Source organism: Jutongia huaianensis (genome assembly GCF_014384985.1).
Classification (GTDB): domain Bacteria; phylum Bacillota; class Clostridia; order Lachnospirales; family Lachnospiraceae; genus Jutongia; species Jutongia huaianensis.
In genome coordinates this window covers 72,902-96,534 of the sequence record NZ_JACRSX010000012.1, presented here as the reverse complement: position 1 = coordinate 96,534, position 23,633 = coordinate 72,902, and the positions used below count along the sequence as shown (strand labels likewise).

At 46.1% G+C, this 23,633-nt stretch carries 15 protein-coding genes; 7 read left to right on the top strand and 8 right to left on the bottom strand.

What is annotated here, in order from left to right:
• Positions 1–327: 327 nt before the first annotated feature.
• Positions 328–3,303 carry a cellulase family glycosylhydrolase gene (locus H8704_RS09470; RefSeq protein WP_249298105.1) on the bottom strand — a complete coding sequence of 992 codons (2,976 nt, stop codon included), beginning with the start codon at positions 3,301–3,303 and terminating at the stop codon, positions 328–330.
• A gap of 455 nt (positions 3,304–3,758) precedes the next feature.
• On the opposite strand from H8704_RS09470, the gene H8704_RS09465 reads away from it, so the two are divergent.
• Together H8704_RS09465 and H8704_RS09460 are read left to right on the top strand one after the other, a co-directional pair.
• Positions 3,759–4,652 (top strand): alpha/beta hydrolase, encoded by an 894-nt coding sequence (locus H8704_RS09465; protein WP_249298104.1) that lies wholly within the window; start codon positions 3,759–3,761, stop codon positions 4,650–4,652.
• 23 nt (positions 4,653–4,675) lie between these two features.
• The gene (locus H8704_RS09460) at positions 4,676–6,754 is read left to right on the top strand and encodes a methyl-accepting chemotaxis protein (protein ID WP_249298103.1); all 2,079 of its coding nucleotides are present in this window, start codon (positions 4,676–4,678) and stop codon (positions 6,752–6,754) included.
• A gap of 137 nt (positions 6,755–6,891) precedes the next feature.
• Here the strand turns inward: H8704_RS09460 and H8704_RS09455 are convergent, their stop codons facing one another.
• The 4 genes from H8704_RS09455 to H8704_RS09440 all read right to left on the bottom strand — a co-directional run bounded on the left by H8704_RS09455 (position 6,892) and on the right by H8704_RS09440 (position 12,334).
• On the bottom strand, positions 6,892–8,787 hold the full coding sequence (locus H8704_RS09455) for a CAP domain-containing protein (protein WP_249298102.1): 1,896 nt from the start codon (positions 8,785–8,787) through the stop codon (positions 6,892–6,894).
• A gap of 151 nt (positions 8,788–8,938) precedes the next feature.
• The gene (locus H8704_RS09450) at positions 8,939–10,093 is read right to left on the bottom strand and encodes a hypothetical protein (protein WP_249298101.1); all 1,155 of its coding nucleotides are present in this window, start codon (positions 10,091–10,093) and stop codon (positions 8,939–8,941) included.
• 5 nt (positions 10,094–10,098) lie between these two features.
• Positions 10,099–11,430: an MATE family efflux transporter gene (locus tag H8704_RS09445; RefSeq protein WP_249298100.1), complete on the bottom strand. Its 1,332-nt coding sequence runs from the start codon at positions 11,428–11,430 to the stop codon at positions 10,099–10,101.
• A gap of 85 nt (positions 11,431–11,515) precedes the next feature.
• On the bottom strand, positions 11,516–12,334 hold the full coding sequence (locus H8704_RS09440; protein WP_022463413.1) for a hypothetical protein: 819 nt from the start codon (positions 12,332–12,334) through the stop codon (positions 11,516–11,518).
• Positions 12,335–12,512: 178 nt separating this feature from the next.
• Between H8704_RS09440 and H8704_RS09435 the strand changes: the two genes are divergently transcribed.
• The gene (locus tag H8704_RS09435; RefSeq protein WP_249298099.1) at positions 12,513–13,880 is read left to right on the top strand and encodes an MATE family efflux transporter; all 1,368 of its coding nucleotides are present in this window, start codon (positions 12,513–12,515) and stop codon (positions 13,878–13,880) included.
• Positions 13,881–13,882: 2 nt separating this feature from the next.
• Here H8704_RS09435 and upp read toward each other — a convergent pair whose 3' ends face one another.
• On the bottom strand, positions 13,883–14,521 hold the full coding sequence (upp, locus tag H8704_RS09430; protein ID WP_022463415.1) for a uracil phosphoribosyltransferase: 639 nt from the start codon (positions 14,519–14,521) through the stop codon (positions 13,883–13,885).
• 117 nt (positions 14,522–14,638) lie between these two features.
• Positions 14,639–16,054 carry a uracil-xanthine permease family protein gene (locus H8704_RS09425; protein WP_249298098.1) on the bottom strand — a complete coding sequence of 472 codons (1,416 nt, stop codon included), beginning with the start codon at positions 16,052–16,054 and terminating at the stop codon, positions 14,639–14,641.
• Positions 16,055–16,239: 185 nt separating this feature from the next.
• Here H8704_RS09425 and H8704_RS09420 point away from each other — a divergent pair, with 185 nt between their 5' ends.
• The 4 genes from H8704_RS09420 (at position 16,240) to H8704_RS09405 (ending at position 20,064) form a co-directional block, all read left to right on the top strand.
• Entirely contained in the window at positions 16,240–16,701 is a 462-nt protein-coding gene (locus H8704_RS09420) for a MarR family winged helix-turn-helix transcriptional regulator (protein WP_249298097.1), read from the top strand.
• Position 16,702: 1 nt separating this feature from the next.
• Complete coding sequence (locus H8704_RS09415) at positions 16,703–18,034, top strand: MATE family efflux transporter (RefSeq protein ID WP_249298096.1); 1,332 nt, start codon at positions 16,703–16,705, stop codon at positions 18,032–18,034.
• Between the two features lie 91 nt (positions 18,035–18,125).
• Positions 18,126–18,533, top strand: a complete 408-nt coding sequence (locus H8704_RS09410) for an RNA polymerase sigma factor (RefSeq protein ID WP_249298095.1) — start codon at positions 18,126–18,128, stop codon at positions 18,531–18,533.
• A 61-nt stretch (positions 18,534–18,594) separates the two neighbouring features.
• Positions 18,595–20,064 (top strand): DUF4179 domain-containing protein, encoded by a 1,470-nt coding sequence (locus H8704_RS09405; RefSeq protein ID WP_249298094.1) that lies wholly within the window; start codon positions 18,595–18,597, stop codon positions 20,062–20,064.
• A 147-nt stretch (positions 20,065–20,211) separates the two neighbouring features.
• On the opposite strand, the gene H8704_RS09400 is transcribed toward H8704_RS09405, so the two are convergent.
• A complete protein-coding gene (locus H8704_RS09400) occupies positions 20,212–23,484 on the bottom strand; it encodes a leucine-rich repeat protein (protein WP_249298093.1) in 3,273 nt (1,090 codons plus the stop codon).
• Positions 23,485–23,633 lie beyond the last annotated feature (149 nt).

Below are 23,633 nucleotides of genomic sequence, written 5' to 3'. Positions count from 1 at the left end.
TCTGTTTGCAAAATTGTAGTAAATAAAAAATAACATATTGCAATAAATATCCCTCCAATACCAAAAACTTTAACAAATATATTATGTTCGATTAATTTCTTTAATTTATCCATTACTTTTACGCCCTTTCATATAACAAACATATTTATTGTGCAATAGCTCTCATAAGCCACTAATTTAACACCAATAATACTATTTAATTATAAAACATTCAACAACTTTATTTAAATAAATAATAGACGGTGTCTATAATCATAAATTACAGACACCGTCTATTTATTACTATACTATGGCAAAATTGTTGGTTTTTTGTTTATCACAGAAAGGCTATTTTAATACAATATCACTGATAACCGGTGCGCCACTTCCACCGCCAACACCACAATTCAGGGTAATGGTCTTTCCGGCAGCCCAGTTACCGTCCCAGCTCGGATTACTTATGCGGTAACGATTGCCGCCAAGGCTTGTGCACTCGCCGCTCCACATAGATGTGATCTCACGGTCCAGCGTGAACTCAACGGTCCAGCCGTTTGTGAAGCTTACGCCGGAATTATTTGTAAGGGTGATCTGTGCGATTGCGCCGCTGCCCCAGTCACTGGTGAGTTTCACGGTTCCTGTTACCTTGCTGTCGTCAGACGGTGCTGTAGTAGGCGCTGTAGTAGGTGCAACGGTTGGCGCCACTGTCGGTTCTGTAGTAGGTGCGACTGTTGGTGCCTGTGTTGGTGCAACGGTCGGCTCTACCGTTGGTGCAATTGTAGGTGCTGCAGTAGGCTCTACCGTTGGCTCCGGTGTCTCACTGCCATTACCTGCAATGGAAAGCTTCACAATCTTTCCACCATTCCATACAGACAGGCAGAGATATGATACATTGGAATTATCCTTAATATTCAAAGATGCTTTCAGCTCTTTAACTGTATATACTCTGGTGATCTTCTCTGCAGCATTGCCTGCGGCTGAATAATTATCACCGTTCTGCCACTGATCATCTACCGACGCTCCCCAGCCGAGAATGCCCCAGTTGCCGTGAGAAGGATCCGTACAGGTATAAACAACTGTTACAATATCATCATCTGCTGCATCCATCAGCCATGATGCATCATTAGTTGCATAAGTGGATGCCAGATTCGATACGATCACCTTTTCTCCTGTGATCACCGGAGGCTCTGTTGGTTTTACAGTCGGTGCAACAGTCGGCTCTACCGTTGGTACTTCTGTCGGTTTTGCTGTCGGTGCAACGGTCGGTTTTACTGTTGGTACTTCTGTCGGTTTTGCCGTTGGTGCCTTTGTCGGTTTTGCTGTCGGTGCAACAGTTGGTTTTACTGTCGGCTCTACTGTTGGTGCTGCGGTTGGCTCTGTTACATTTCCGTCAATTCCGGATACCTCGAAGTTTATCTTAACGGTATTCATCGTCTTATAGTTTACATTATTAAAGTATGCCTTATAATTTGAATTTTCTACCGTCACATTATTGATGTGGGTATTTGCCCAAACATTAATAAATGAGAAATTAAAGATTGGACAAATCAGACCATCATCGGATGCCTTCTGTGATACATCATAGGTAAAGGTATCATTTTTCATGGTATATTTCTGTCCATTGATCTCGAAGGATTTTACCTTTACCGTTGCTTTATTAAATACTGAGGCCTCATCATCTGCCACATTGATATCTTTAATGTAAAGAGAGCCAATGTTCTGCAGCTGGCTCTTGGTTGCCTCCAGAGACAACGAGAAGTCTCCGCCGCCGGAATAAATATCAACATACTCATCACTGATTACAGACTGCCAGCTTGCGGTTTCCAGCAGATACATTTTAGCTCGTACATATTCTGCCTTTGGCACTGTCACCTGACAGGTTGCCTTGTATCCCAGAGGCACAGACGCTGTAATGGTGCAGGTTCCTGCTCCAACTGCGGTTACCTGTCCCTTGGAGTTCACAGAAGCAACGCTCTCATCGCTGGAGCTCCACACAACCTTATCCTTGCTGTCGGCCGGTGTCAGCGTCGCGGTGAGCTGTTGCTTCTCATCTCCGATATGAACAGTCAGAGATGATTTATTCAGTGTAATTCCTGTAGCAGTTGCAGACTGATCTCCGCCATAAATCTCCATCATGGCATCCATCAGCTCCTGATGAACAACCTTATTGGAATAACGGTCGATAATTGCAAATCCATATTCTCCGTTATAACCGTTGTCCCATGCAACCGGAATCATACCATACTGCTTTGCATAGTAGCAAACCTTCTGATAATATTCGGCACGGCAGATCTTATTCTGACTGTCGTAATTTTCCTTATTGATGGCACCAAACTCTCCAATGACCACAGGATATCCCTTGGAAACAAATTTGGTGTACATTTTTTTAAACTGGGATGCCATATAAGACTCATCGCCCCAGCCTGGTTTCTTGGATGCATCTGTGACACTGTCACCCCACTGGGTCACAGCTCCGGACTCAGTACCACAGAAATCCCATGGATCATAATAATGAACAGAGATCATAATTCTTTTCTGTCCGGATGCGATATTAGAAGAAAGATAATTATCTGTCGGCATTTCAAAGCCATAATCCCCTGCCGTATAATCAATATTGGTATTCCATCCAGGGATCAACAGCCATCTCTGATCGTTGTTACCGCCGGATCTGCGTACGGTATCCACGAAAATCTGATTGTACGCATTTATATTTGCATAGGCACTTCTGCCGGGGGTTCCGTAAGTTCCATCAAACTCCTCGTTCATAGACTCAAAGATCAGATGCTCGTCATAACCTTTGAAACGATCGGCAATCTGCTCCCAGCATGCTTTGTATTTTGCTTTAATCTTTGTCTGGTCACCACTTCCGCACAACAGCCATCCGCCGTTTACTGTGGTGTAGCCGTCACCGTGCATATTCACAATGGCATACATATCATTGTCCACACAATAATCCACCACCTGCTGCACACGGTCAAGCCATGTAGAATCAATCTTGTATCCGTTATTGTCATCGATCATGCTCAGATAAGATACCGGAATACGGATTGATTTGAAGCCGGCATCCTTCGCTGCAAGAACCAGATCCTCTGTGAGCTTTGGATTGCCATAGGCTGTTTCGTTCGGAGTGCCTGCACTTGCGGCCTCCAGTGAGTTTCCGAGATTGTACCCGACCCCCATCGCCTCCGTGATCTGCGACTGGTTCAGGTTCTGAAAGCTGCTTCCGGCAGCTTTTGCTGTTTTCGCTGTCATATTTGGGAGCGACAGCGAGGTTGCCACCATTGCCATACTCAGGACAATGGCCATTGCTTTTTTTCGTAAAGCCATAAAAGTCTCCTTCCCGGCTGATCAGAATGTAATTTCTAAATGTAATTGTCCAAAAAACAGGACTGAAGAAACGATAAAAAACAATGATAAATCCCCACAAAATATAAACTGTTTTTCACGATCGTTCCCTGTTTTTGGCTCAGAAAAAAGACATCCTTTGTCCCCACAAAAAATGTCTTTCCACATCCTAATCACGCCCAATACATTACTGAAACAACTCCCCCACAGAGTTGTTTCTTTTGCTACAAAAAATATATTATCATCCTTCTCCAAAATATGCAATACGATTTTACAAATTTTATGTACAATTTTTACAAAACGGAATTCGAAATAAATAATTTTTTGTGCACGATTTATTAACACTCTTAGATATTTTTTTATAATTTCTGATTGAATATCAACAAAAAATTCTGTATCATAGAAAGTGAATAATTACGAATGAGAGCGTGTAAAGCATGAGCAAAATAATTGAGAATATATTTTACAAACAACGGGAGGACTTCTACCGGAAGTACAAGAATCGTAACAAACATTTTACCTTTCCGGAGGATATCACCATGACAAAGGGGATTCCCTATGCCACGGATGGTATCAAAGCACATCGTCTGGATATAATGGAGCCGTCAGGCACTTCCCCGGCAGAGGGATGGCCTGTGATCATCAATATCCACGGAGGGGGCCTGCTTCTCGGCAGCAAGGAGTTTAACCAGTATTTCTGTGCCAGACTCTGCACTCTGGGTTATCTGGTCTTTAATGTGGAGTACCGGCTGATCCCGGACTGCACGATCTATGACCAGATCAGTGATATTTTTCAGGCGATGGATTTTATTCAGAAGAAACTGGACAGATATCGCGGCAATTCCGCTGATGTTTATGCCGTAGGTGACAGCGGCGGTGCATGCCTTCTGGTATATGCCACGGCCGCACAGCGCAATCCAAAGGTTGCAAAAGCCGCCGGTGTGACACCTTCAGCATTACCTCTGAAGGCACTTGGTCTGATCAGCGGTATGTTTTATACGAACAAATTCGATCAGATCGGGCTTTTTATGCCAAAATACCTTTACGGACCGAAATACCGCCGCTCTGCGTTTGCACCATATGTCAACCCGGAGCACCCGGACATTATGAAATCCCTGCCACCATGCTTTCTGGTCACCAGCGGCAAAGACCATCTGCGCCGTTATACCATGCAGTTTAAGATGGCACTGGACCGTGCCCAGATGGAGTCCCAAATTATGGACTTTCCTGATGATCCACGACTGACTCACGCTTTCAGTGCATTTGAACCGGAGCTGCCGGAAAGCACACAAGTATTTCATGCAATGACAGATTATTTTAAAAAGCTGTGACACACAAGAAATGAGGAAATTCTATGAATTACGACGAAAAACTATTTAAAGAAAAAGCAAATCGGAAGGCACGTAAGATCTGGTTGATCTTTGCCATTCTCTTATCTGCCAATTATGGTTCTGACTTTTCCCATGGGCTGTACAGTGCCGGTTATTATCTGACATTTCTGGCATTATGCTGGATTCCGTTTATTGCCGGAGAGATCCTGCTCCGGGTCAGGGGTTGGGATACCACCCGTTACAAATTTGATCTGGTCATTGGCTACGGTATCTTCTATACCTATGTGATCAGTACCACATCATCACCGATCGCATTTACTTATATACTGCCGGTGACAAGTCTTCTGGTGATCTATAAGGATCAGCTGTTTATGCGGTACTGCGGTATTGTCAATGCCATTATCATTATCGGAAGCTCCGTATACCGCTACATGGTGCTGGGTATGAATTCTGCCACCAATATGAAGGACTATCAGCTGGAGCTTTCCTGCATTATCCTTTGTTATATCTGCTACGGCATGTCCATCCGCCATCTGAATGAATCGGACGGCGCTATGACTGACAGCATCAAAAATGATCTTCACCGCGTGATCACTACCGTAGAGAAGGTAAAAACAGCCAGCAATTCCATTATGGACGGCGTGATCGTAGTCCGGGAGCTTGCCGGCGAGAACAAACACGGAGCTGATATTGTTGCTTCCCGGATGGATACTCTCAACGACAACAAAACAAATCTGCAGGATACGACAAGCTCCTCTGTGGATATGACCTCTGATATCAGCTCACAGGTACAGCAGATTGCTGTCATGATCGGAGAAGTGGTAACACTGATCGATGAGTCCGGCACTCACGCCAAAAACAGCTCCGTTGACTTAAATAGTCTGCTGCAGACCACACAGACCATGTCCGAACTTTCCTCCGAAACGGAACAGACATTGCAGGCATTTAAGACAGAGTTCGAAATGGTGAAGGAGGAAACCGGAACCATCGAAAAGATCAACAACCAGACAAATCTGCTGGCATTAAACGCTTCCATTGAGGCAGCCAGAGCCGGAGAAGCCGGCAAGGGCTTTGCCGTTGTTGCAGATCAGATCCGTACCTTAAGTGCTGAGACTAAAGAATCCTCCGGCCAGATCCAGGAGGCGCTGATCCGTCTGGAAGGAACCTCCGACTGTATGACAAATGCGATTGAAAATACCCTTCATCTGATCCAGGATATACTCCAGAAGGTATCCAAGACGAATGAAAGTGTAACCACTATTACCGCAGATTCCACGGAGATCGAGAAACACATACATACCATTGATGATGCAATGAAACGGGTGGAGCAGTCAAACCATCAGCTTGTAACAAATATGGGACAGGTATCCGCGACCGTAGAGGACATGACCTCCGGCATTGCGGATTCCAATGAAATCTGTCACAAAATGTTAAGTAAATACGATGAAACTGCCGTCAATATCGACACAATTGAAAATGTCGTTGAAGCCCTGATGTGCGAGCTTGGCATTGGCGGATTTATGGGACTGGAGGATCTGACACCCGGTATGAAGGTGATCGTCTCTCCTGATGATACATCAAACAACACATACCATGGCGAGCTTGTGGAGGAAACACCGCGGGGCATCTCGATCACACTCCCTACCTCTGCCAGAATCACGGAAACCACACCTTGCCACATACAGGTTACAGTAGGCAATGTCCTTTACTGCTGGGATAAAGCAAAGATCTTCCCGGACAATAATGGAATTTATCAGATACAGATCAGTTCCCGTCCAAAGATCAATAACCGCCGTAAATATCCTCGTATGGATATCAATAACGACTGTCTCATCACTGTCCCGGAAACCGGACAGGAGTTTACAGGCAGGCTGGACAATATCAGCGGAAACGGTTTTGCCTTTACTACAGACGCCGCTTTCTTTGCTACTGCAAAGGGTACAAGGATCACCCTGCAGATCCAGCATTTTGAAGTTCCATCCCATAGCCTGCTGGAAGGACGTATTATCCGCTGTTCTAATAACGAGGGACATTACATTGTGGGCTGTCAGATGCCGGAGGACGATCCGTTCCTGATGAAATATGTTGAGGAGCATCAGTAAACCAGCCGCTGGCAATTGTCGAAATATTGGTAACTCAAACTTTCTTATATCAAAAACACCACGGTTTGAAGTTGTTATAAAGAATATCTTTTTAACTCTCCAGATCGTGGTGTTTTATTATTTCAACATTTTGTTATTTAACCCCAGAAATCCTGTGTGGCATAAACCAGCCATTTGGCAGAAGCATTGTATGCGACACCGACTCCAATATATTTAAAGCTTGGGGTCAGGATACCGTTTCTGTGGCCGGAGGAACCGATCCAGCCAATCACCATATAAATTGCATCGCCACTGCCGGCACAGATATTCTCGCCGCACGAGCGGTAACTGATCCCCTCCGCCTGCAGGCGGGCAAAAAATCTTGTGCCATCCTGACTATTGTGTTGGAAATAATTATTGTCTGCCATATCCTGACTATGACCTCTGGCTGCCGCCTCCGCTTTTGATTCCCATTGCAGATTGGAAAGCCCCATATAAGTCCGATATGCATTTGTCATTTCCCAAACCTGTGTTTCTGCCGCCCGCAAAATCTCATCATTATATGTCATATACGTCCGATAGATCATTTTATACTTGTTGCAGTCTTTGGAAAATGCATAAAATCCATAAACTGCTTTGTCTTTCCCATCATAGAAATCACTGAACGCATACATATAAGCATTGTCCGTTAAACGGTAATATGCCTCCGTGCCTTCCTTCGCCTCCTGCTTGTCACTATTCAGGGCGTAAAAGTTATCTGTATTTTCACTCCATCCGGCATCCACCATAGACGCTGCACCTGTGCCCTCCTGCACCAGCTCTGTCTGCTGCGCCGCAGTACCGTCCACTGTGTTCACCGTAGCATCATAAACGGTAAAGCCCTTTCCAATCGTGAAATAAGAAGCAACCTTCTGATCCTTGATGCCAACCAGAAGATATGGTTCCGTGGTACTGTTACCATTATAAATATATGCCGTCATATTTGTCTGCGGCAGTGGATCGATACGCTCCGGTTCTCCCCAATCCGCCTGCAGTGCCTCCGTACTCTCTCCAATATATAGAGATTTTTCCGCAAAGCAGAGACGTGTCGTTTGCAACGTAGCCGCCGGGACATCGGTCGGTGTCGTCGTTGCACTGACTGTCGGTGTGATGGTCGGCTTTGCTGTTATGATTGGATCTGCCGTCGCACTCGCTTTTGGTGTAGCTGACGGAGTCGTTGTCGGCTTTGGTGTTGCACTTGCCTTTGGCGTAGCTGCCGGTGTCGTCGCAGGCTTTACCGTTGCACTTGCCTTCGGTGTGGCTGCCGGTGTTTTCGCCGGCTTTGCCGTTGCGCTTACCTTCGGTGTAGCTGCCGGTGTTTTCGCCGGCTTTGCCGTTGCGCTTGCTTTTGGTGTGCGCTCCGGTGTGACTGTAGCTTTCGGACTGGATGCCGGGGTATCTGTAGTTGGAAGCTCTGTAGGAGTTGGTTTCACAGACGCTTCCGGCTGCTCTGGTGTCCCCGGTTTCTTTGTCGGTGCCACTGTCTCTGCCGGTTTTGCGCTCCGGTCTGGTTCTGCCGATGCCGTCACTCCCGGCTCTATACCCGGGAGCTGTGATGGTCTCGCAGAAGGCTTTATGGTTGGTTTTGTGGTTGGTTTTGTGGTCACTCTGACATATGGACTTGCCGACGGTCTTTTCGTCGGAGCTTTTGTCGGAATAACGACCTCAACCTCTCCCTCTTCGTCCGGTATAACGACTACTTTGACCACACACTTTTTCATAGGATATGCAGTCAACGTAATATTTGTCTTTCCCGGCTTTTTCCCGGTAATCCGAATTTTCTTTTTGATCACCTTTACCGAAGCAATTTTTCGATCGGATACCTTGGCTTTGATCTTCCTTGTCCCGGTGTTCTTGGCCTTGATCGTAATGCGATCTCCCTTTACAACTGTAACCTTTGTTTTGGATACCCTGATCTTTGCTGCCGCAGATGCCGTATCCATCTGACACGGCGACAATATCGCTGTCAAAAACAGCAGCACAGCCAGCAGGGTTGATATTGATTTTTTCTTCATATAGAATCCTCCCTGATTTCCTTATAGATAGTATATCGGCATATAAACGCAAAATATAAAAAGCAGGAAGAGTTTTTCCAATATAATTTTATCAAATTCCAAATCGTAATCCCCCGCATTTTTGCGATCAAATATAATATTCACATATCCTTTATTTTAACCATAGAAAATGTTCCCTTCCCACCTCCAGTCTGGTCTGTCCCGAAACCCGTACACGTTCTCCATTTTGAAGCTGTTTTAATATTCTGCCACCCTGCCATAGCTCGATATTCTCTGCCGCATGACTTGCCACAGTATAGCTTCCATCCCCCGCATGATAAATGATCTGGCAGTTGTGATCTGCGATCTGCCCTGCCGCTTTCATACTTCCCGTTTCTATCCCTCTCATGGCCTCCGGTGTAGTGCCGATCGTTACCGCAGAGGATTTCCCCTCCGTTAAATTCCACGAAAGTCCACTGTAAATACCGGTTCCTTCACCGACGCTTCCTGCCGCTTGGATTCCTTTCCTGCTATTTTCCTGTTCTCTTTGCTTCTGATCCTGCGAATTCTTTTCGTCCTGATCCTCGTTCTTCTTTCTGTTTTTTTTGCTATTTTTTTCGCTGCTTTTGTCTTTCTTATCATCCTTCTTTTTGGAATCTTTGGAAGAACGGCGTTTCTTTTTCCGCTTAGATTTCTTATTTCTGCGGCTATGGTCACGGGATTTTTTCCGGTCACGGTCCTCGTTTTTCTCCCGGTCTGCCCCGTCTTTGCCGCGCTTCTTCTGCTTTGGCTCACGATAGCCCCCCAATGTCCAGCCAAACAGGATCAATATCAACGCCATAATATGGAACAGCGCAAACAGATAGACTCCCGCCAGCAGAAACGGGTGAATCGCCGTAAAACCTGCCAGAACAACCAAAAGCTCTGCTGTGACCGCCGCTGTAAATATAGTAGGCAGTACCACGGTCTTTTTTCCTTCTGCCAGAAACAGCATACACATAGCAAGAAAGCAAAGTATTACCGGCAGACAAACCGCCACTCCCGCAGCCACCAGCAGATTGGAATTGCCTGTCTGGTCTGCATAATGTATGCCTTCCTTCACATCACCCCATGTAAATGGTGCTTTCAGCACGAAATCGTCCGGTACGCCACCCTGCTGCAAATAGGTGTACCCTGCCTTTCCTCCTGCCGTGAGCACCTCCACACCGGACAGCGTCATATCCTGTCCTTTTGCCTGAAAACGGCAGAAAGGCAGTAAAAGCGACAGCAATGCCAGAAGCAGAAGCAGTGCCGCTGTATTTTTCATAAAACGTCCATAAGCTCTCATATCTCTCATCCTTTCTTTTCTTTTCTCGTCCATACATACGCGATCAAACAGATCACAATGGACAACAGAGACCCTGCCGGTGCTGCAAATCCCATAGGGAACAATGTATCCGGATACATCCTGGATGCCAGATAGGAGCCCGGAATTCTCATGAGCAGGATTGATAAAATATTATGGATAAACCCAAGATACGACTTGCCATACGCACAGAAATATCCGGTAAAACAAAAATGAATTCCGGCAAAGATCGTATCAATAATATAAGAACTGATATACTGACTTCCCAGCAGGATCACTGCCGCATCTGCGGTAAACGCTCCCACCACCTGTCTGGAAAACAGCTCCACCAAAACCACCATAACAATACCGTAAATCGTTGTCGTCATAAGAGCGTACCGAAGAATCTTCTGTACCCGGTCGTGCTTTCCCGCTCCAATATTCTGCGCCGACAATGCCGATACCGTTGCCAGCATAGAGGACGGGACGATAAATATCATTCCGATCATTTTCTCCACAACACCTACTGCCGCCGCATCATTCAAGCCCCTGTGATTTGCAATCACGCTGATCACGATAAACGCAATCTGGATACAGCCATCCTGTACCGCCACCGGAATACCGATTTTCAGGATCTGCCCCAGAACATCTCCTTTGATCTTAAACTGCCGGCCGGTCAAATGAATCCCCGTCTGCTTCCGGCGGATTGCAAACAATGCCATTATGACGCTGAAGGTCTGGGCCAGGGTGGTTCCAAGCGCAGCACCCACAGGTCCCATTCCAAAGTATCCAATAAACAGATAATCTAACAGAATATTTGCCACACATGCAATCGCAATGAAGTACATAGGACTTTTGGAATCACCAAGTCCCCGGAAGATCGCGCTGATAATATTGTATGCCGTAATAAACGGAATACCGATAAAACATACCAGAAGATATTGCCTCGTCCCGGCTACCGCCTCCGCAGGAATCCCGATCAACATCACAATCGGTTTTACCAGAAAGATCAAAGCCGCCATAAACACAAAAGATAATCCCATAAAAAATGTCACTGTATTGCCAATGGACTCCGATGCGTCCTCCAGCTTTCCGGCTCCTACGGACTTTCCTATGGTCACAGTGGTTCCCATGGCAAGTCCCACGATGATCACAGTCAGCATATGCATAACCTGACCGCCGTTGGAGACTGCCGTAATACCATCCACTCCCCCAAACCGGCCTATGATAAACAGGTCTGCCATCCCGTATAGCGTCTGCAGAAAATAAGACAAAAGATATGGCAATGCAAAATATGCGATCGTCTTTCCAATTTTTCCTGTCGTTAAATTCTGTTCCATATCTGTAACCGTACCTTTCGATATTGATTTTGTCCAATAAATATGAAACCTTATAATTGCTGCAAATTCAGAAAATAGATGATTTTCACTCCCGCGGCACAGTCCCCAGCATACTTTTTGCCAGCCAGAAGAAGAACACCAGCACCAGTACCGGAATCACACATGATGTCACCAGCATAACTGCCAGTGCCTCAATAAAGTTATTCAGAACAGATTCTACTTTGTCCGAAATATCGGACACACCATTTTTAATTCCGGAAATGATTCCGGACAAAACACCACGGTTATCACTGCTGTCACTGTCCTGCTGCCCCTCGCTGCTGCTCTGGATTTCCTGTGTTGCTTTCTTGGCGGCATCCACCGTTTCCTGTATGGAGGACTGATAAGTATGCTCGATCAGATCCGACACCTTAACGCTCACTGGGATCACCAGTGCAATCGCAATCCCAAACAATGCCAGCTTTCTGGCGATCCGCTCCCAGGTATGACGCCCGAAGCCAATGCCTGCCGCATACATTATACACCCCAGAGGGATCAATATGAGAAAAGCGGCATATCCTGTCATCGTGACAAGATATTTCTCGACATAAATGGCACACAAAACAATCAGAAAATACGTGCTCAGGTCTGCCAGCTTCTCCGCGATCGGCGTTGCGGTATCTCCCGGCAGAAGTGTTAATGCAGCTGATGCCGCAGTAGAAGCCGCAGTCAGCTCCATCACTGTAGATTTCTTATCATCCAATGATGCAATGGTCTTTGCATGGAAATCCCTGGATGTGGAGATCCTTGTCAGCACCAACATAGAGATCAGCGCCAGGATCAAAGGCAACACGATCCGGAGCATCCTCCTGTTATCCTGTATTTTTATTTTATTTGAATCGTTATTATTTTTTATCTCATTCATCGGCTTTTCCTCCGGTTTCCGCATTTTCTTTTTGTCCATTTTACCAGTTTTGTGCATTTTTTCAAGCCAATCCCCGGATCAGTTGAATTTCTGGTAAAAAGTGACTATACTTTACTTTGCAATTACATTCGTCTTCCCCTTAGCATTGACAGACTTTTTGAAAGGTTTGATGACTGATATGAAACAAATAGATTTTGAAAACGGTACTATCACCGGCAATATTATTAACGCAGCGGTTCCTATGCTGGCAGCGCAGGTACTGAGCCTGCTGTACAACATTGTGGACCGCATCTATATCGCACGGATTCCTGGCATCGGCAGCACCGCCCTCGGTGCAGTTGGTCTGTGCTTCCCTGTGATCATTATCATAACTGCATTCAGCAATCTGTTGGGCGGTGGTGGTGCCCCGCTTTTCGCAATCCAGCGGGGTATGGGTCATGACCGGAAGGCCGGAAGGATCATGAACACCTCTTATACTATGCTGTGTGGATGTGCTGTTCTTTTAACGATCCTTGGTCTTGTATTTGCCGAACCTTTGCTGAAGCTTTTTGGGGCTTCCGAGGCCGCCCTGGTATATGTCTGCCCTTATATGATGATCTATCTGCTGGGCACCTTTCCCTCCATGGCTGCCACGGGATTAAACCCCTTTATCAATGCACAGGGCTATGCAACCACCGGTATGCTTTCCATTACCATCGGTGCCGTTGCCAATCTCATTTTAGATCCTATCTTTATCTTCGCATTGCATCTTGGCATCAAAGGCGCCGCCATTGCAACCGTGATCTCGCAATGCCTTTCTGCCGGATTTGTATTATCTTTCCTGATGAAAAAGGCCGAGATCCGGGTTCGTCTGCTACAGCATAAAGAACTGCCCGGCTCCTGGCAATACGCCAAAAATATTGTCAGCCTCGGAACCTCCGGCTTCGTAATGCAGCTTACCAACAGCCTTGTTTCCATCTGCTGTAATAATGTTCTCTCCCATACCGGCGGAGATCTGTATGTTTCTGTCATGACGATCATTTCCAGTGTCCGGCAGATGGTTGAGACACCAATTCTTGCCATCACCGAAGGCTCCTCTCCCATCATCAGCTATAATTACGGAGCCCGCCGCCCGGACCGCGTGATCCGTGCCGCCATGACCATGGGAATCATGGCATTGGTCTATTCTGTCCTGATGTGGGGATTGATCCTGACCAAACCGCGTTTCCTGATCCACATTTTCAGTTCCGACCAGGAGCTTTGGAAGGATGCTGTTCCCGCTATGAAGCTGTATTTCGCTGCTTTTATCTTTATGCTTCTCCAATATACGGGTCAGACCATTTTTAAATCCCTCAATAAAAAGAAGCAGGCGATTTTCTTCTCCCTGCTTCGTAAGGTTATTATTGTCGTGCCGCTGACCTATCTGCTGCCCTACACATTTCATCTAGGCACCAACGGAGTTTTCCTTGCGGAACCGGTCTCCAATGTGATCGGCGGCACGCTTTGTTTTGTCGTTATGCTTGCAACCATTCTGCCGGAGCTTCGACAGATGAAGGAACAAGGATAATATTATTTCGTACCGAAAATACGGTCGCCGGCATCTCCAAGACCCGGACAGATATAAGCATCCTCATTGAGCTGACGGTCCAGATGACCCACATAGATCTGCACATCCGGATGTGCTTTATGAAGCTTCTCCAGTCCCTCCGGAGCTGCGATAATACACATAAATTTGATATTTTTGCCGCCGTGCTTTTTGATCTGGTCGATAGCATCAACAGCAGAACCACCGGTTGCCAGCATCGGGTCACAGACAACGATCAATCTCTCCTCGATAGGATCCGGCAGCTTACAGTAATATTCCTGTGGCTGATGCGTCTCCTCATCACGATACATTCCGATATGACCCACCTTTGCGTTTGGAACCAGAGCCAGAATACCGGATACCATACCGAGACCGGCACGAAGGATCGGCACAACAGCAAGCTTACGGCCGGCGATCATCGGTGTCTTGCACTTCTCGATCGGTGTCTCGATCTCCACATCCTCTACCGGCAGGTCAGAAAGTGCCTCAAAACCTTCCAGCATTGCGATCTCATCAACCAGCTTACGGAATTCATTGGTTCCTGTTGCCTTATCTCTCAAAAGAGAAATTTTATGCTGAATTAACGGGTGCTCAAAAATAACAATATTTTCTGATTTGATCATAGTATCTTCCTTTCTGTTATTTATATAAAATCACGAAATTATGTTTTGTTTTATTAAAAGCACAAAAATATTTTATACTTTATTATTACCACCGGAGCGGTACAATAATCGGAGCTGTTACTCCTCGTCCTCTGTCTCGTCATCGCTGTTCATCACATAAACGCCACGGCTTCTGTCTCCCTCCGGATGCTTGCCAAAGCTGTAATCATTGCCCGGCAGGATCGCATTGAGAAGGATACCGGCGATAGCTGCAACCGCCAGAGCAGTCAACGTAACAGATGTACCTGCTACATGAAAGGTAAGTCCGTCGGAAAAGCCCAGACCACATACAAAGATAACACCTGCAATGATCAGGTTTCTTGATTTTGTCAGATCAACCCTGTTTTCTACGACATTTCGAACACCGATAGCTGAGATCATACCGTAAAGCATAAAGGATACGCCTCCGATGATCGCCGATGGCATCGTTGAAATAATAGCAGAGAACTTTGGAATAAAGGAAAGAACGATCGCAAGTGCCGCTGCGATACGGATCACTCTCGGATCATATACCTTGGAAAGCTCCAGCACTCCGGTATTCTCTCCATATGTTGTATTAGCAGGACCACCGATAAAGCCTGCAAATGCAGTGGCAATACCGTCTCCCATCAGAGTACGGTGAAGACCGGGATCTTCAATATAATTCTTACCGACTGTGGCCGAAATTGCGGACATATCACCCACATGCTCCATCATGGTAGCAATGGCGATCGGCGCCATAACAAGAATCGCCGTTACATCAAACTTACAGATCTGGAATGGCGGAAGTCCAACCCATTTTGCAGAAGACACAGAAGCAAAATTCAAAATGGCAGAGCCATCCGGATTTGTAACACCGCAGGCATTCAGGATCAATGCGAATACATAGGAGATCAGGACACCCATCAGAATCGGAATGATCTTGAACATGCCCTTGCCCCAGATATTAAAAATAATGATCACGGCCAATGCCACAAATGCGATCAGCCAGTTGGTGGAAGCGTTACTTACTGCTGATGGCGCCAGAGACAGTCCGATGCAGATAATGATCGGTCCCGTAACAACCGGTGGAAGGAATTTCATTACACGGTTGACACCCACAAGCTTAAAGATCAGGGCAACCACAAGATATAACAATCCGGCTATCACAATGCCGCCACAGGCATATGCCACCTTATCGTTGACATTCATATTGGCATAAATTCCATCCTTCAGATTTGCCACGGTATAAAATCCACCGAGGAATGCAAAGGAAGAACCTAAGAATGCCGGCACCTTAAATCTGGAACAGAGATGAAAGATCAGTGTACCAAATCCGGCACAGAACAAAGTAACAGAAACCGTCAGTCCACGGGACAGCGGCTCACCACATGCCTCCTGGAAATAGCCTGCCACAAGAATCGGTACAAGGATAGTCGCACCAAACATGGCAAACATGTGCTGGATTCCCAAGATCATCATTTTGGGAATTCCAAGTTTACGTGCATCGTAAATTGGTTCATTTGAATTTTTCATAGTTTTTACTGTACCTCTTATCTTAAATTTTATCCAAAGATAATAGTACCATTTCAGCATAAAGATAGCAAGAAAAAAGCACAGGGAATCCGGGGAAATTTGCCCCCTCTTGACGTGAGTACGAAATCGGACTATAATATATTCTCAAGTACGAAATCAGACTTATTTCAGAAAGGATGGTGCATATGAAAACACCCTCAAAACCATATATGAGCAAGATTCAGATGGAATTCAACCACCTCTACAAGGAGCTGGATGACCTTTACCACGAAGCTGCTCTCAACACCTCCCTGTCGGACAGTGCATTTGACATTTTATACGGTATTTTTATGCTGGGAGACGGCTGTCTCCAGCGGGATATCTGCAAGACCTCATGCATTCCAAAGCAGACCATCAACTCCTCCATCCGAAAGCTGGAGAAGGAAGGATGGATCAAACTGGTTCCCGGAAAAGGCCGGAGCATGCAGATCTTTCTCACGGATGATGGACAGCATGTGATGCAGGAAAAGATCTATCCCGTGATCAAAGCAGAAAACAAGGCATTAGATGCCCTGACCTCCGAGGAATGTGAGCAGATTCTTAAACTCTACCAAAAATATAATATCGCATTGCGGAATGAATTTCTGAATATCCGCAGAAAGGAATAAAATGAAAATACAATTATCCGAACATTTTACGTTTAAAAAACTTTTATTATTTGTCTATCCATCGGTGATCATGATGATCTTCACCTCGATCTATGTGGTGATCGACGGACTTTTTGTATCCAATTATGTAGGAAAGACCGCCTTTGCTGCCATCAACCTGATCTCCCCGTTTATTATGGCATTATCTGCCCTGGGATTTATGATGGGTACCGGAGGAAGTGCCATCGTCGCAAAGACTCTGGGGGAAGGAAAAAAACAGAAAGCAAGTGAGTATTTCTCCATGCTGGTATATATTACCGCTCTTGGCGGCGTGCTCCTGAGTATTGCCGGTATCGCCCTGACTCCCGCCGTGGCAAGGCTTTTGGGGGCAGATGGTGAGCTTCTCCGTAACTGCACGATCTATGGCAGACTTGGCTTTATCACACTTGCTCCTTTTATGCTGCAGAATGCTTTCCAGAGCTTTTTTGTTGCCGCAGAAAAACCAAAACTTGGACTTGCCGTAATCGTTATCGCCGGCATCACCAATATTGTTCTTGACTACCTGTTTATCGCCGTGTTTGGCTGGGGCATTGCGGGAGCAGCCATTGCTACCTCCTGTGGCGAGCTGATCGGCGGCTTCTTCCCGATACTCTATTTTGCACGCCGCAAAGAAGCAATCCTCCATCTGGGCAAAACACATTTTGATGGAAAAGTTCTGCTCAAGGCCTGTACCAACGGTTCCTCCGAGCTGATGACAAATCTTTCCAACTCTATCGTCGGTGCCATGTATAACCTGCAGCTTATGAAACTTGCCGGAGAAAACGGTGTGGCCGCCTATGGCACGATCATGTATGCTAACTTTATATTTGCTGCCGTCTTTTTTGGCTATTCCATCGGCAGTGCCCCGATCGTCAGCTATCACTACGGAGCCGGAAACCATGATGAGTTAAAAAATCTGTTCCGCAAAAGTCTCACTCTGGTGAGCATCTGCGGCATTCTTCTGACCATTACTGCGCAGATCATCGCCTCCCCGATCGCCCGTATTTTCGTTGGCTATGATAAAGAGTTATTCCAAATGACCTATACCGGCTTCCGTCTGTTCTGCGTTACCTTCCTGATCAACGGCTTCAATATTTTCGGTTCGTCCTTCTTTACGGCACTGAATAACGGACTGATCTCCGCAGTTATCTCCTTCCTGCGGACACTGGTATTCCAGCTTGGAGTTGTATTTATACTTCCTGTCTTTTTCGGCATCAACGGAATCTGGCTGTCCGTTGCCACTGCAGAGCTGCTGACTCTGTTTGTCACTATAACCTTCCTCATCCGGAAACGACAGGAGTATCATTATGCGTGATATTTTTTAAAATAATATGAGTGATTTGAGTGCTTCCTGACCAATAGATAAGTGAAAGATCTTTCAAGAGCAGGATAAAGGGGGAAAACAAATGGAAGAACGGGAGCTGCTTAATTGCCTGAACGAAGACGTTTCACTTGGCATGGAGCTGGTCATCAGACAATACGGATCCGCAGTGAAAACGATCTGCCGCTCCATATTGTCCGGATACAGCAAAGAGGATATCGAAGAAACCGTATCCGACACCTTTGTGGGACTGTGGCAGTCCAAGGATAAGATCCAATTGATCGAAGGTCACGGACTGAAAGAATATTTATATGGAATCGCAAGACGCACGGCACTCAACCGCCGGCGCAGCCTGGCAAAGAAACAGCCTGTACAGGATATTGATACCGCCGGTGAGCTGGTATCGGGGGAAAATGTGGAGGAACAGATCATCTGCCGGTCGGAATATGCTGTTTTATATCAGTTGATCCGGTGCGGCGTGGATGTCGCCTGAAACTGCCATTTGTGAGACTGCAGAAACCGGGGATTTCAATGCAGCCAGAAAGGAGTGCCTTATGAAAAATATAGAAGATTTATTACAGGAAATGCCACAGTATCATGCGGATAGGGAAGGGGAAGAAATTTCATTGACAGAAGAAGAAATTCAGCGGATCCACCAGAAGACGATGCAGAAAATTCAGGGGGAAACAAAAGCAGAGTCTAAGGTAGTAAAACATCCGTCTTTTTGGAGAAAATATTACAAACCATTGGCTGCCGCCGCAGCCGCATGCGTTGTCTGTATGGTGGGGGCTACTGCATTTGCCGCCTTTGGCCTGGATGACAGTATTAAAAACTTTTTTAATATTTACGACAACAAATCACAGCAGACTGCCGAAAAACTCACTACAAATGTTGAATCATCCGCAGAATCCAACGGAATTAAGCTGGATCTCACACAGACCATTGGGGATCAGTCGGGATTTTATGCCGTGATCGACGCCTCCGGTGTAAAGGATGTTCCTTACACTTTGACATTCCGGAATACAGATCTTTCCATTACAGGCAAGGATGGAGCAAACTATGATTACACAGCCAATGACATCGACAGCAGTGCCGTGGACAACGGTATCACCAAATTTCCATTACTGGTGAGCGGTGTGAACCGGGAAGGAGAAGACGTCAATATCAACGGAAGCCACATTGTATTGTCCCTGCAAAACATTGGATATCGCAATGAACACAATAAATTTGTTACGCTTCAGGAAGGAGACTGGAAGCTCTCATGGGATTATCAGACCAATGCCGAGCCGGAACAGATCACAGTAGACAAAAAAATATCCCTTATGGATTCCCATGGACTTTGGACCGATCTCACGATTTCTCCTCTTTCCCTGACAGCCCATTACAAGATCACGAAACAGGGAAAGACCTATTTTACTGAAAAGGAATGGAATAAATATGAGAAATCAGACCGTCTGATGATCCAGTTTACTGACGGCAGCCGTATTGACAGCCGCTATGAGGACATTGTGACCGAAAGCTGGGGCAGCGAAAAAACAGAAGGCTACAAACGTATTGGTTTCCATCAGATCGTGGATACCAAAACCATTGCCAGTGTTACCTTCGGCGGGCGCACCATCACGCTGCACCAGAGCAAGACAAATGATGAGCGCATCCGCCTCAGCAGTAACACAGCCAAATGCTATGTGGAACTGCCGGAAAGTGTTGCTTCCATTGTCACACTAAAGGAACAAAAGGATGTCAAAAACACGGATTTTGGATGCAGTGAATCCACGGTTACCTTTATTGGCAAACGTGGCGGTGCCAGGATGCCACTCTTTACCATTCATCGTCTGAAAGGCAGCTTCAGCCGTTCCGAAATGGAAGATTTAAACCCGATGATGATCTATATCGGATCTCACAACGGATATACCTATACCATTGATTACGGCGAATGTCAGACAGAGGCACAGTTCAGGGAATTTTCCGATATCATGAACCGGTATATTTCCAACATCCTGCCATTCTTCGAATATATGGATTAAGGCTTTGCGATCCTTTTTGATACAATCAGAACCAAAGCCGGCATTCCGCCTTCCGAAAGCTGTTATACCAAAGAAACCGTATATCAAGAAAAATCTCGATATACGGCTTCTTTTCATTTATAGATGTAAACCATCTAATGTTAGAAGTTAAATGGAGTTAACCGAAATTAATTTTCCCAATCCCTTTTCCCGGAACATCTTCCGATATTCGTCCTTCTTTTTCTCTGGAACATAAATCTTCAAGTCCTTCGGAACATTCTCAAACACGCGCTCGCCAATGTCCTCCGGTTTCAATTTGGAGGATTGGATATAAAGCTTCTCCAGCTTTTTACAATTTCGAAATGCTCTGTCCCCAATGTTATTGACCTTGCTTCCAAGCCGGATACATGTCACCTTCTTATGGCCCTCAAAAGCTCTGCTCCGAACCGCCGTGATACAATAGCGGACGCCGTCAATCCGGACAGATCGGGACATCGTGACCCTTTTGGCAGTCATTTTCGCAGAATAGAATGTCACTGTCGGATTCTTTACATTGGAACTGGTTACTTTATAGCGGTTGCCCTTGGAATCCGTGATCAGCTTGCCTTTCCTTGCCGGTTTCTTTTGGCTTAATTTAGATGTCGCCATAGGAGTCCACTGTGGTGTCTGCGTCGGTGCCGGTGCAGCGGCTGCCGGGGTCTGGCTCGGTTCCGGTGCCATGCTCTGACCCGGTGTGGGCAGATCCGGGGTTACCGGAGCCGGTGCGGGCTCTGTTGTGACCGGCTGCCGGGTCGGTGCCTCTGTCTTAGCAGGCTCCTTCGTCGGGACTGCTGTCGCCGGGTTGTCGGTCTTAACAGGTTCTTTTGTTGGAACTGCTGTCGCCGGGTTGTCGGTCTTAACAGGTTCTTTTGTTGGAACTGCTGTCGCCGGGTCCCCTGTCTTAACCGGTTCTTTTGTTGGTATTTCTGTCGCCGGTGTCCCGGTCTTCACCGGCTCCTTTGTTGGAACCTCTGTGACTGCCGGATGATTTGTCGGTGACGGCTCTGCAGTTGCCTTCGATGTCGGAACCGGAGTCACACTCGGTACCGGTGTGCCCAATGCCGGAATCGTCACCTTATCCTTTGTGGTTTCCTTCGTGCCACCTTCATCCTCAAAACATTTTCCACAATCACCGCACACATAATATGCCATATTTCCGGGCATTGTGTCCGTGGCTGCCTTTGCCGGAACTAAAGTCAGATCATGATGTGCCGGAATCATCTCTCCCTGTTTTGCAATTTCTTTACATTGAGTACAGAAATAATCTCCGGTATATCCATTCCCGCATACATTATCCTTCTTATTTCGCAACTCCAGCTTATCCTCCGGATGATCGCAAGCCAGTCTGGTAATGATTACTTCCTGCACCGTATTTTCATACAGATCTGCATCTGTTCCGATATACTCTGCAGTAACCGTCACGGCTTCTCCTACCGCCAATGCCTTTTCGCTGTCTCCGGATGCCCATTTCCAATTCTCCTTCAGCGAAATCTGCCCCACTACGTTAGTAGTATATGGCACTTTCATAGAAGCATCCGGCATCCCCGGAGTATCTTTCCGTTTCTCTATAATAATTGTCCGTTGGAGTGAAATCTTCTGTCTCTGAGCCTGCTCCGATTCACTGGACGATGCCGAAACATACAGTGCCACATCCAAGAAATATTTCCCCGGCTTTGGTAAACCCTTCTCGCTGTAATAGCATAAGCCTCCCAGTGATTTCTTCGGGTCCTCCTTGGAAACGGAAATATCTGAGCCCGCCCCAGGGATATACGCAATAAAGCCGCTATTATCAGAGATCACTTCCTTGTCAGCATTTTCATCCTTCTGATAGATAACATTTTCAATCTCCATGGATTGGATATAAACCGGTGTTATCCCTGAATTCTCATTCCACTTTACTTTGAAAATATCCCGCTCATCGATTTCCTGTCCGTAACCGATCCGGCTTTCGGTGCTTTCCACATCATCAGCCAGATAAAGGATCGGAAGCTCTGTCTCCTCTTTGGATAAAATGCTGCTAAAATCATCCGGCTGTGTGTAACAATCGCCACAATCTTCACATTCGTAATATTCGATATTGCCCTTCTCTGTGAGCGTCGGTGCCTTGGCCTCATGATGTATGACGCTTTCCGAAGGATGGGTACAGCCCCATATGGAAATTTCAGCATTTAACTTACTTGATCTATAATAATAAGCATCCTGTGCTGTGTATATGGCTGCAGCAGTCGTCAGCTTTCCTGCTTCTATCTTTTTTGCTGTGTCGGTTCCTTCCTCCCACTGCCATCCCTCCATCAGTGTGATATCACCCAGTTTTTTGATCAGAGGTGAAGCGTAATACATTTTTTGATCCTCTTCATACTCCGGAGGATACAGACCCTCCCCGGAAGCCGGAGGATAAGGATTCCTCCAACTAACAGCCCCCACACGTAACGAAAATTCAATATTGATCGGATCCTTGGAAGGATCTGCGGCACAATTATAGGTATAGGTGATCTCATCCCCCAAATTCAACCTTTCAATCCGGAAATTTTTCTCCTTTAATGTGTCCATGGAAAGTTTCTCCGGTTCCTCTCCGGCCTTTTTTAACTGTATGTTCTGAACCCGTTTCAGATCAAAGCCCGGAAAAACTGTCGAATCATTGAAGTCAACATAATCCTGTGTCAGGTCTGCCATAATCGTACTACATTCTTTTCCATATATTAATTCGTGATCCGGCAAAATAAGACTGGTAAGCGCACTGCTACCTACATTCAGCCATTCAAGCTTTGTCTGGTTCGTAAGATCCAGGGTTTTGAGAGAAGACATTGGACAAGCTAACTCTTCCAGTTCTGTCTGTCCTTTAAGATCCAGAAATGTGATCGGATCCAAGGAGCATTCCAATACCTTTAATCTGCTCTCCTCCGGCAAAACAATAGACGTAATCTTATTTCCGCCACACTCAAGACGCGTCAGAGCAGATAAATCGCTGATATCTAATGCCCCGCGAATACTGTTGCCGTATACCTTCACTTCTTCTAAATATTTTAGTTTCTCAATTCCCCGGAGGCTTTTTATCTTTGGGCTCGAATCATCATCCTGATTCACATTTGTTTCGAAAATCGTCAGGCTTTGCAATTCCTCATCAGACAACTTGCCATCACCATCTTCGTCACATTCTTTCCAATATCCTTGTAAATAACTCCGGAAAACCCGGTCCGGGAAATTCTCCCTGGTAAGAGCGAGTCCTTCCCCGGAAGCCGGAACCTCCTCCGGAACCTGCTCCTCAACCTGACTACTTCCGGTTTCCTCCGCTGCAGATGCATGCCGCACATTCTCCGGCAATACGCCGACAGTACACAACAATGCAAATGCTGTCGCCACTGCAGTCAGTTTTTTCCCTCGTTGCTTAAAAAATTTCTTCATACACATTTCTCCTTTCACAGACCTTCTTTCTTTTGCACCTGTTTACAGATGCTTTTCAAACCTTTTCCTTTAACGATATACGTTGTTTTCTCCCTTGCTCTCTTCACATAAGAAGTCAATAGATTTTACCAAAACAACGATACTGTATG

What these genes read in the sequence shown, in the direction of transcription:
- H8704_RS09470 (WP_249298105.1), bottom strand. Translation starts at nt 3,303, where the DNA reads ATGGCTTTACGAAAAAAAGCAATGGCCATTGTCCTGAGTATGGCAATG.
- H8704_RS09465 (WP_249298104.1), top strand. Translation starts at nt 3,759, where the DNA reads ATGAGCAAAATAATTGAGAATATATTTTACAAACAACGGGAGGACTTC.
- H8704_RS09460 (WP_249298103.1), top strand. Translation starts at nt 4,676, where the DNA reads ATGAATTACGACGAAAAACTATTTAAAGAAAAAGCAAATCGGAAGGCA.
- H8704_RS09455 (WP_249298102.1), bottom strand. Translation starts at nt 8,787, where the DNA reads ATGAAGAAAAAATCAATATCAACCCTGCTGGCTGTGCTGCTGTTTTTG.
- H8704_RS09450 (WP_249298101.1), bottom strand. Translation starts at nt 10,093, where the DNA reads ATGAGAGCTTATGGACGTTTTATGAAAAATACAGCGGCACTGCTTCTG.
- H8704_RS09445 (WP_249298100.1), bottom strand. Translation starts at nt 11,430, where the DNA reads ATGGAACAGAATTTAACGACAGGAAAAATTGGAAAGACGATCGCATAT.
- H8704_RS09440 (WP_022463413.1), bottom strand. Translation starts at nt 12,334, where the DNA reads ATGAATGAGATAAAAAATAATAACGATTCAAATAAAATAAAAATACAG.
- H8704_RS09435 (WP_249298099.1), top strand. Translation starts at nt 12,513, where the DNA reads ATGAAACAAATAGATTTTGAAAACGGTACTATCACCGGCAATATTATT.
- upp (WP_022463415.1), bottom strand. Translation starts at nt 14,521, where the DNA reads ATGATCAAATCAGAAAATATTGTTATTTTTGAGCACCCGTTAATTCAG.
- H8704_RS09425 (WP_249298098.1), bottom strand. Translation starts at nt 16,054, where the DNA reads ATGAAAAATTCAAATGAACCAATTTACGATGCACGTAAACTTGGAATT.
- H8704_RS09420 (WP_249298097.1), top strand. Translation starts at nt 16,240, where the DNA reads ATGAAAACACCCTCAAAACCATATATGAGCAAGATTCAGATGGAATTC.
- H8704_RS09415 (WP_249298096.1), top strand. Translation starts at nt 16,703, where the DNA reads ATGAAAATACAATTATCCGAACATTTTACGTTTAAAAAACTTTTATTA.
- H8704_RS09410 (WP_249298095.1), top strand. Translation starts at nt 18,126, where the DNA reads ATGGAAGAACGGGAGCTGCTTAATTGCCTGAACGAAGACGTTTCACTT.
- H8704_RS09405 (WP_249298094.1), top strand. Translation starts at nt 18,595, where the DNA reads ATGAAAAATATAGAAGATTTATTACAGGAAATGCCACAGTATCATGCG.
- H8704_RS09400 (WP_249298093.1), bottom strand. Translation starts at nt 23,484, where the DNA reads ATGAAGAAATTTTTTAAGCAACGAGGGAAAAAACTGACTGCAGTGGCG.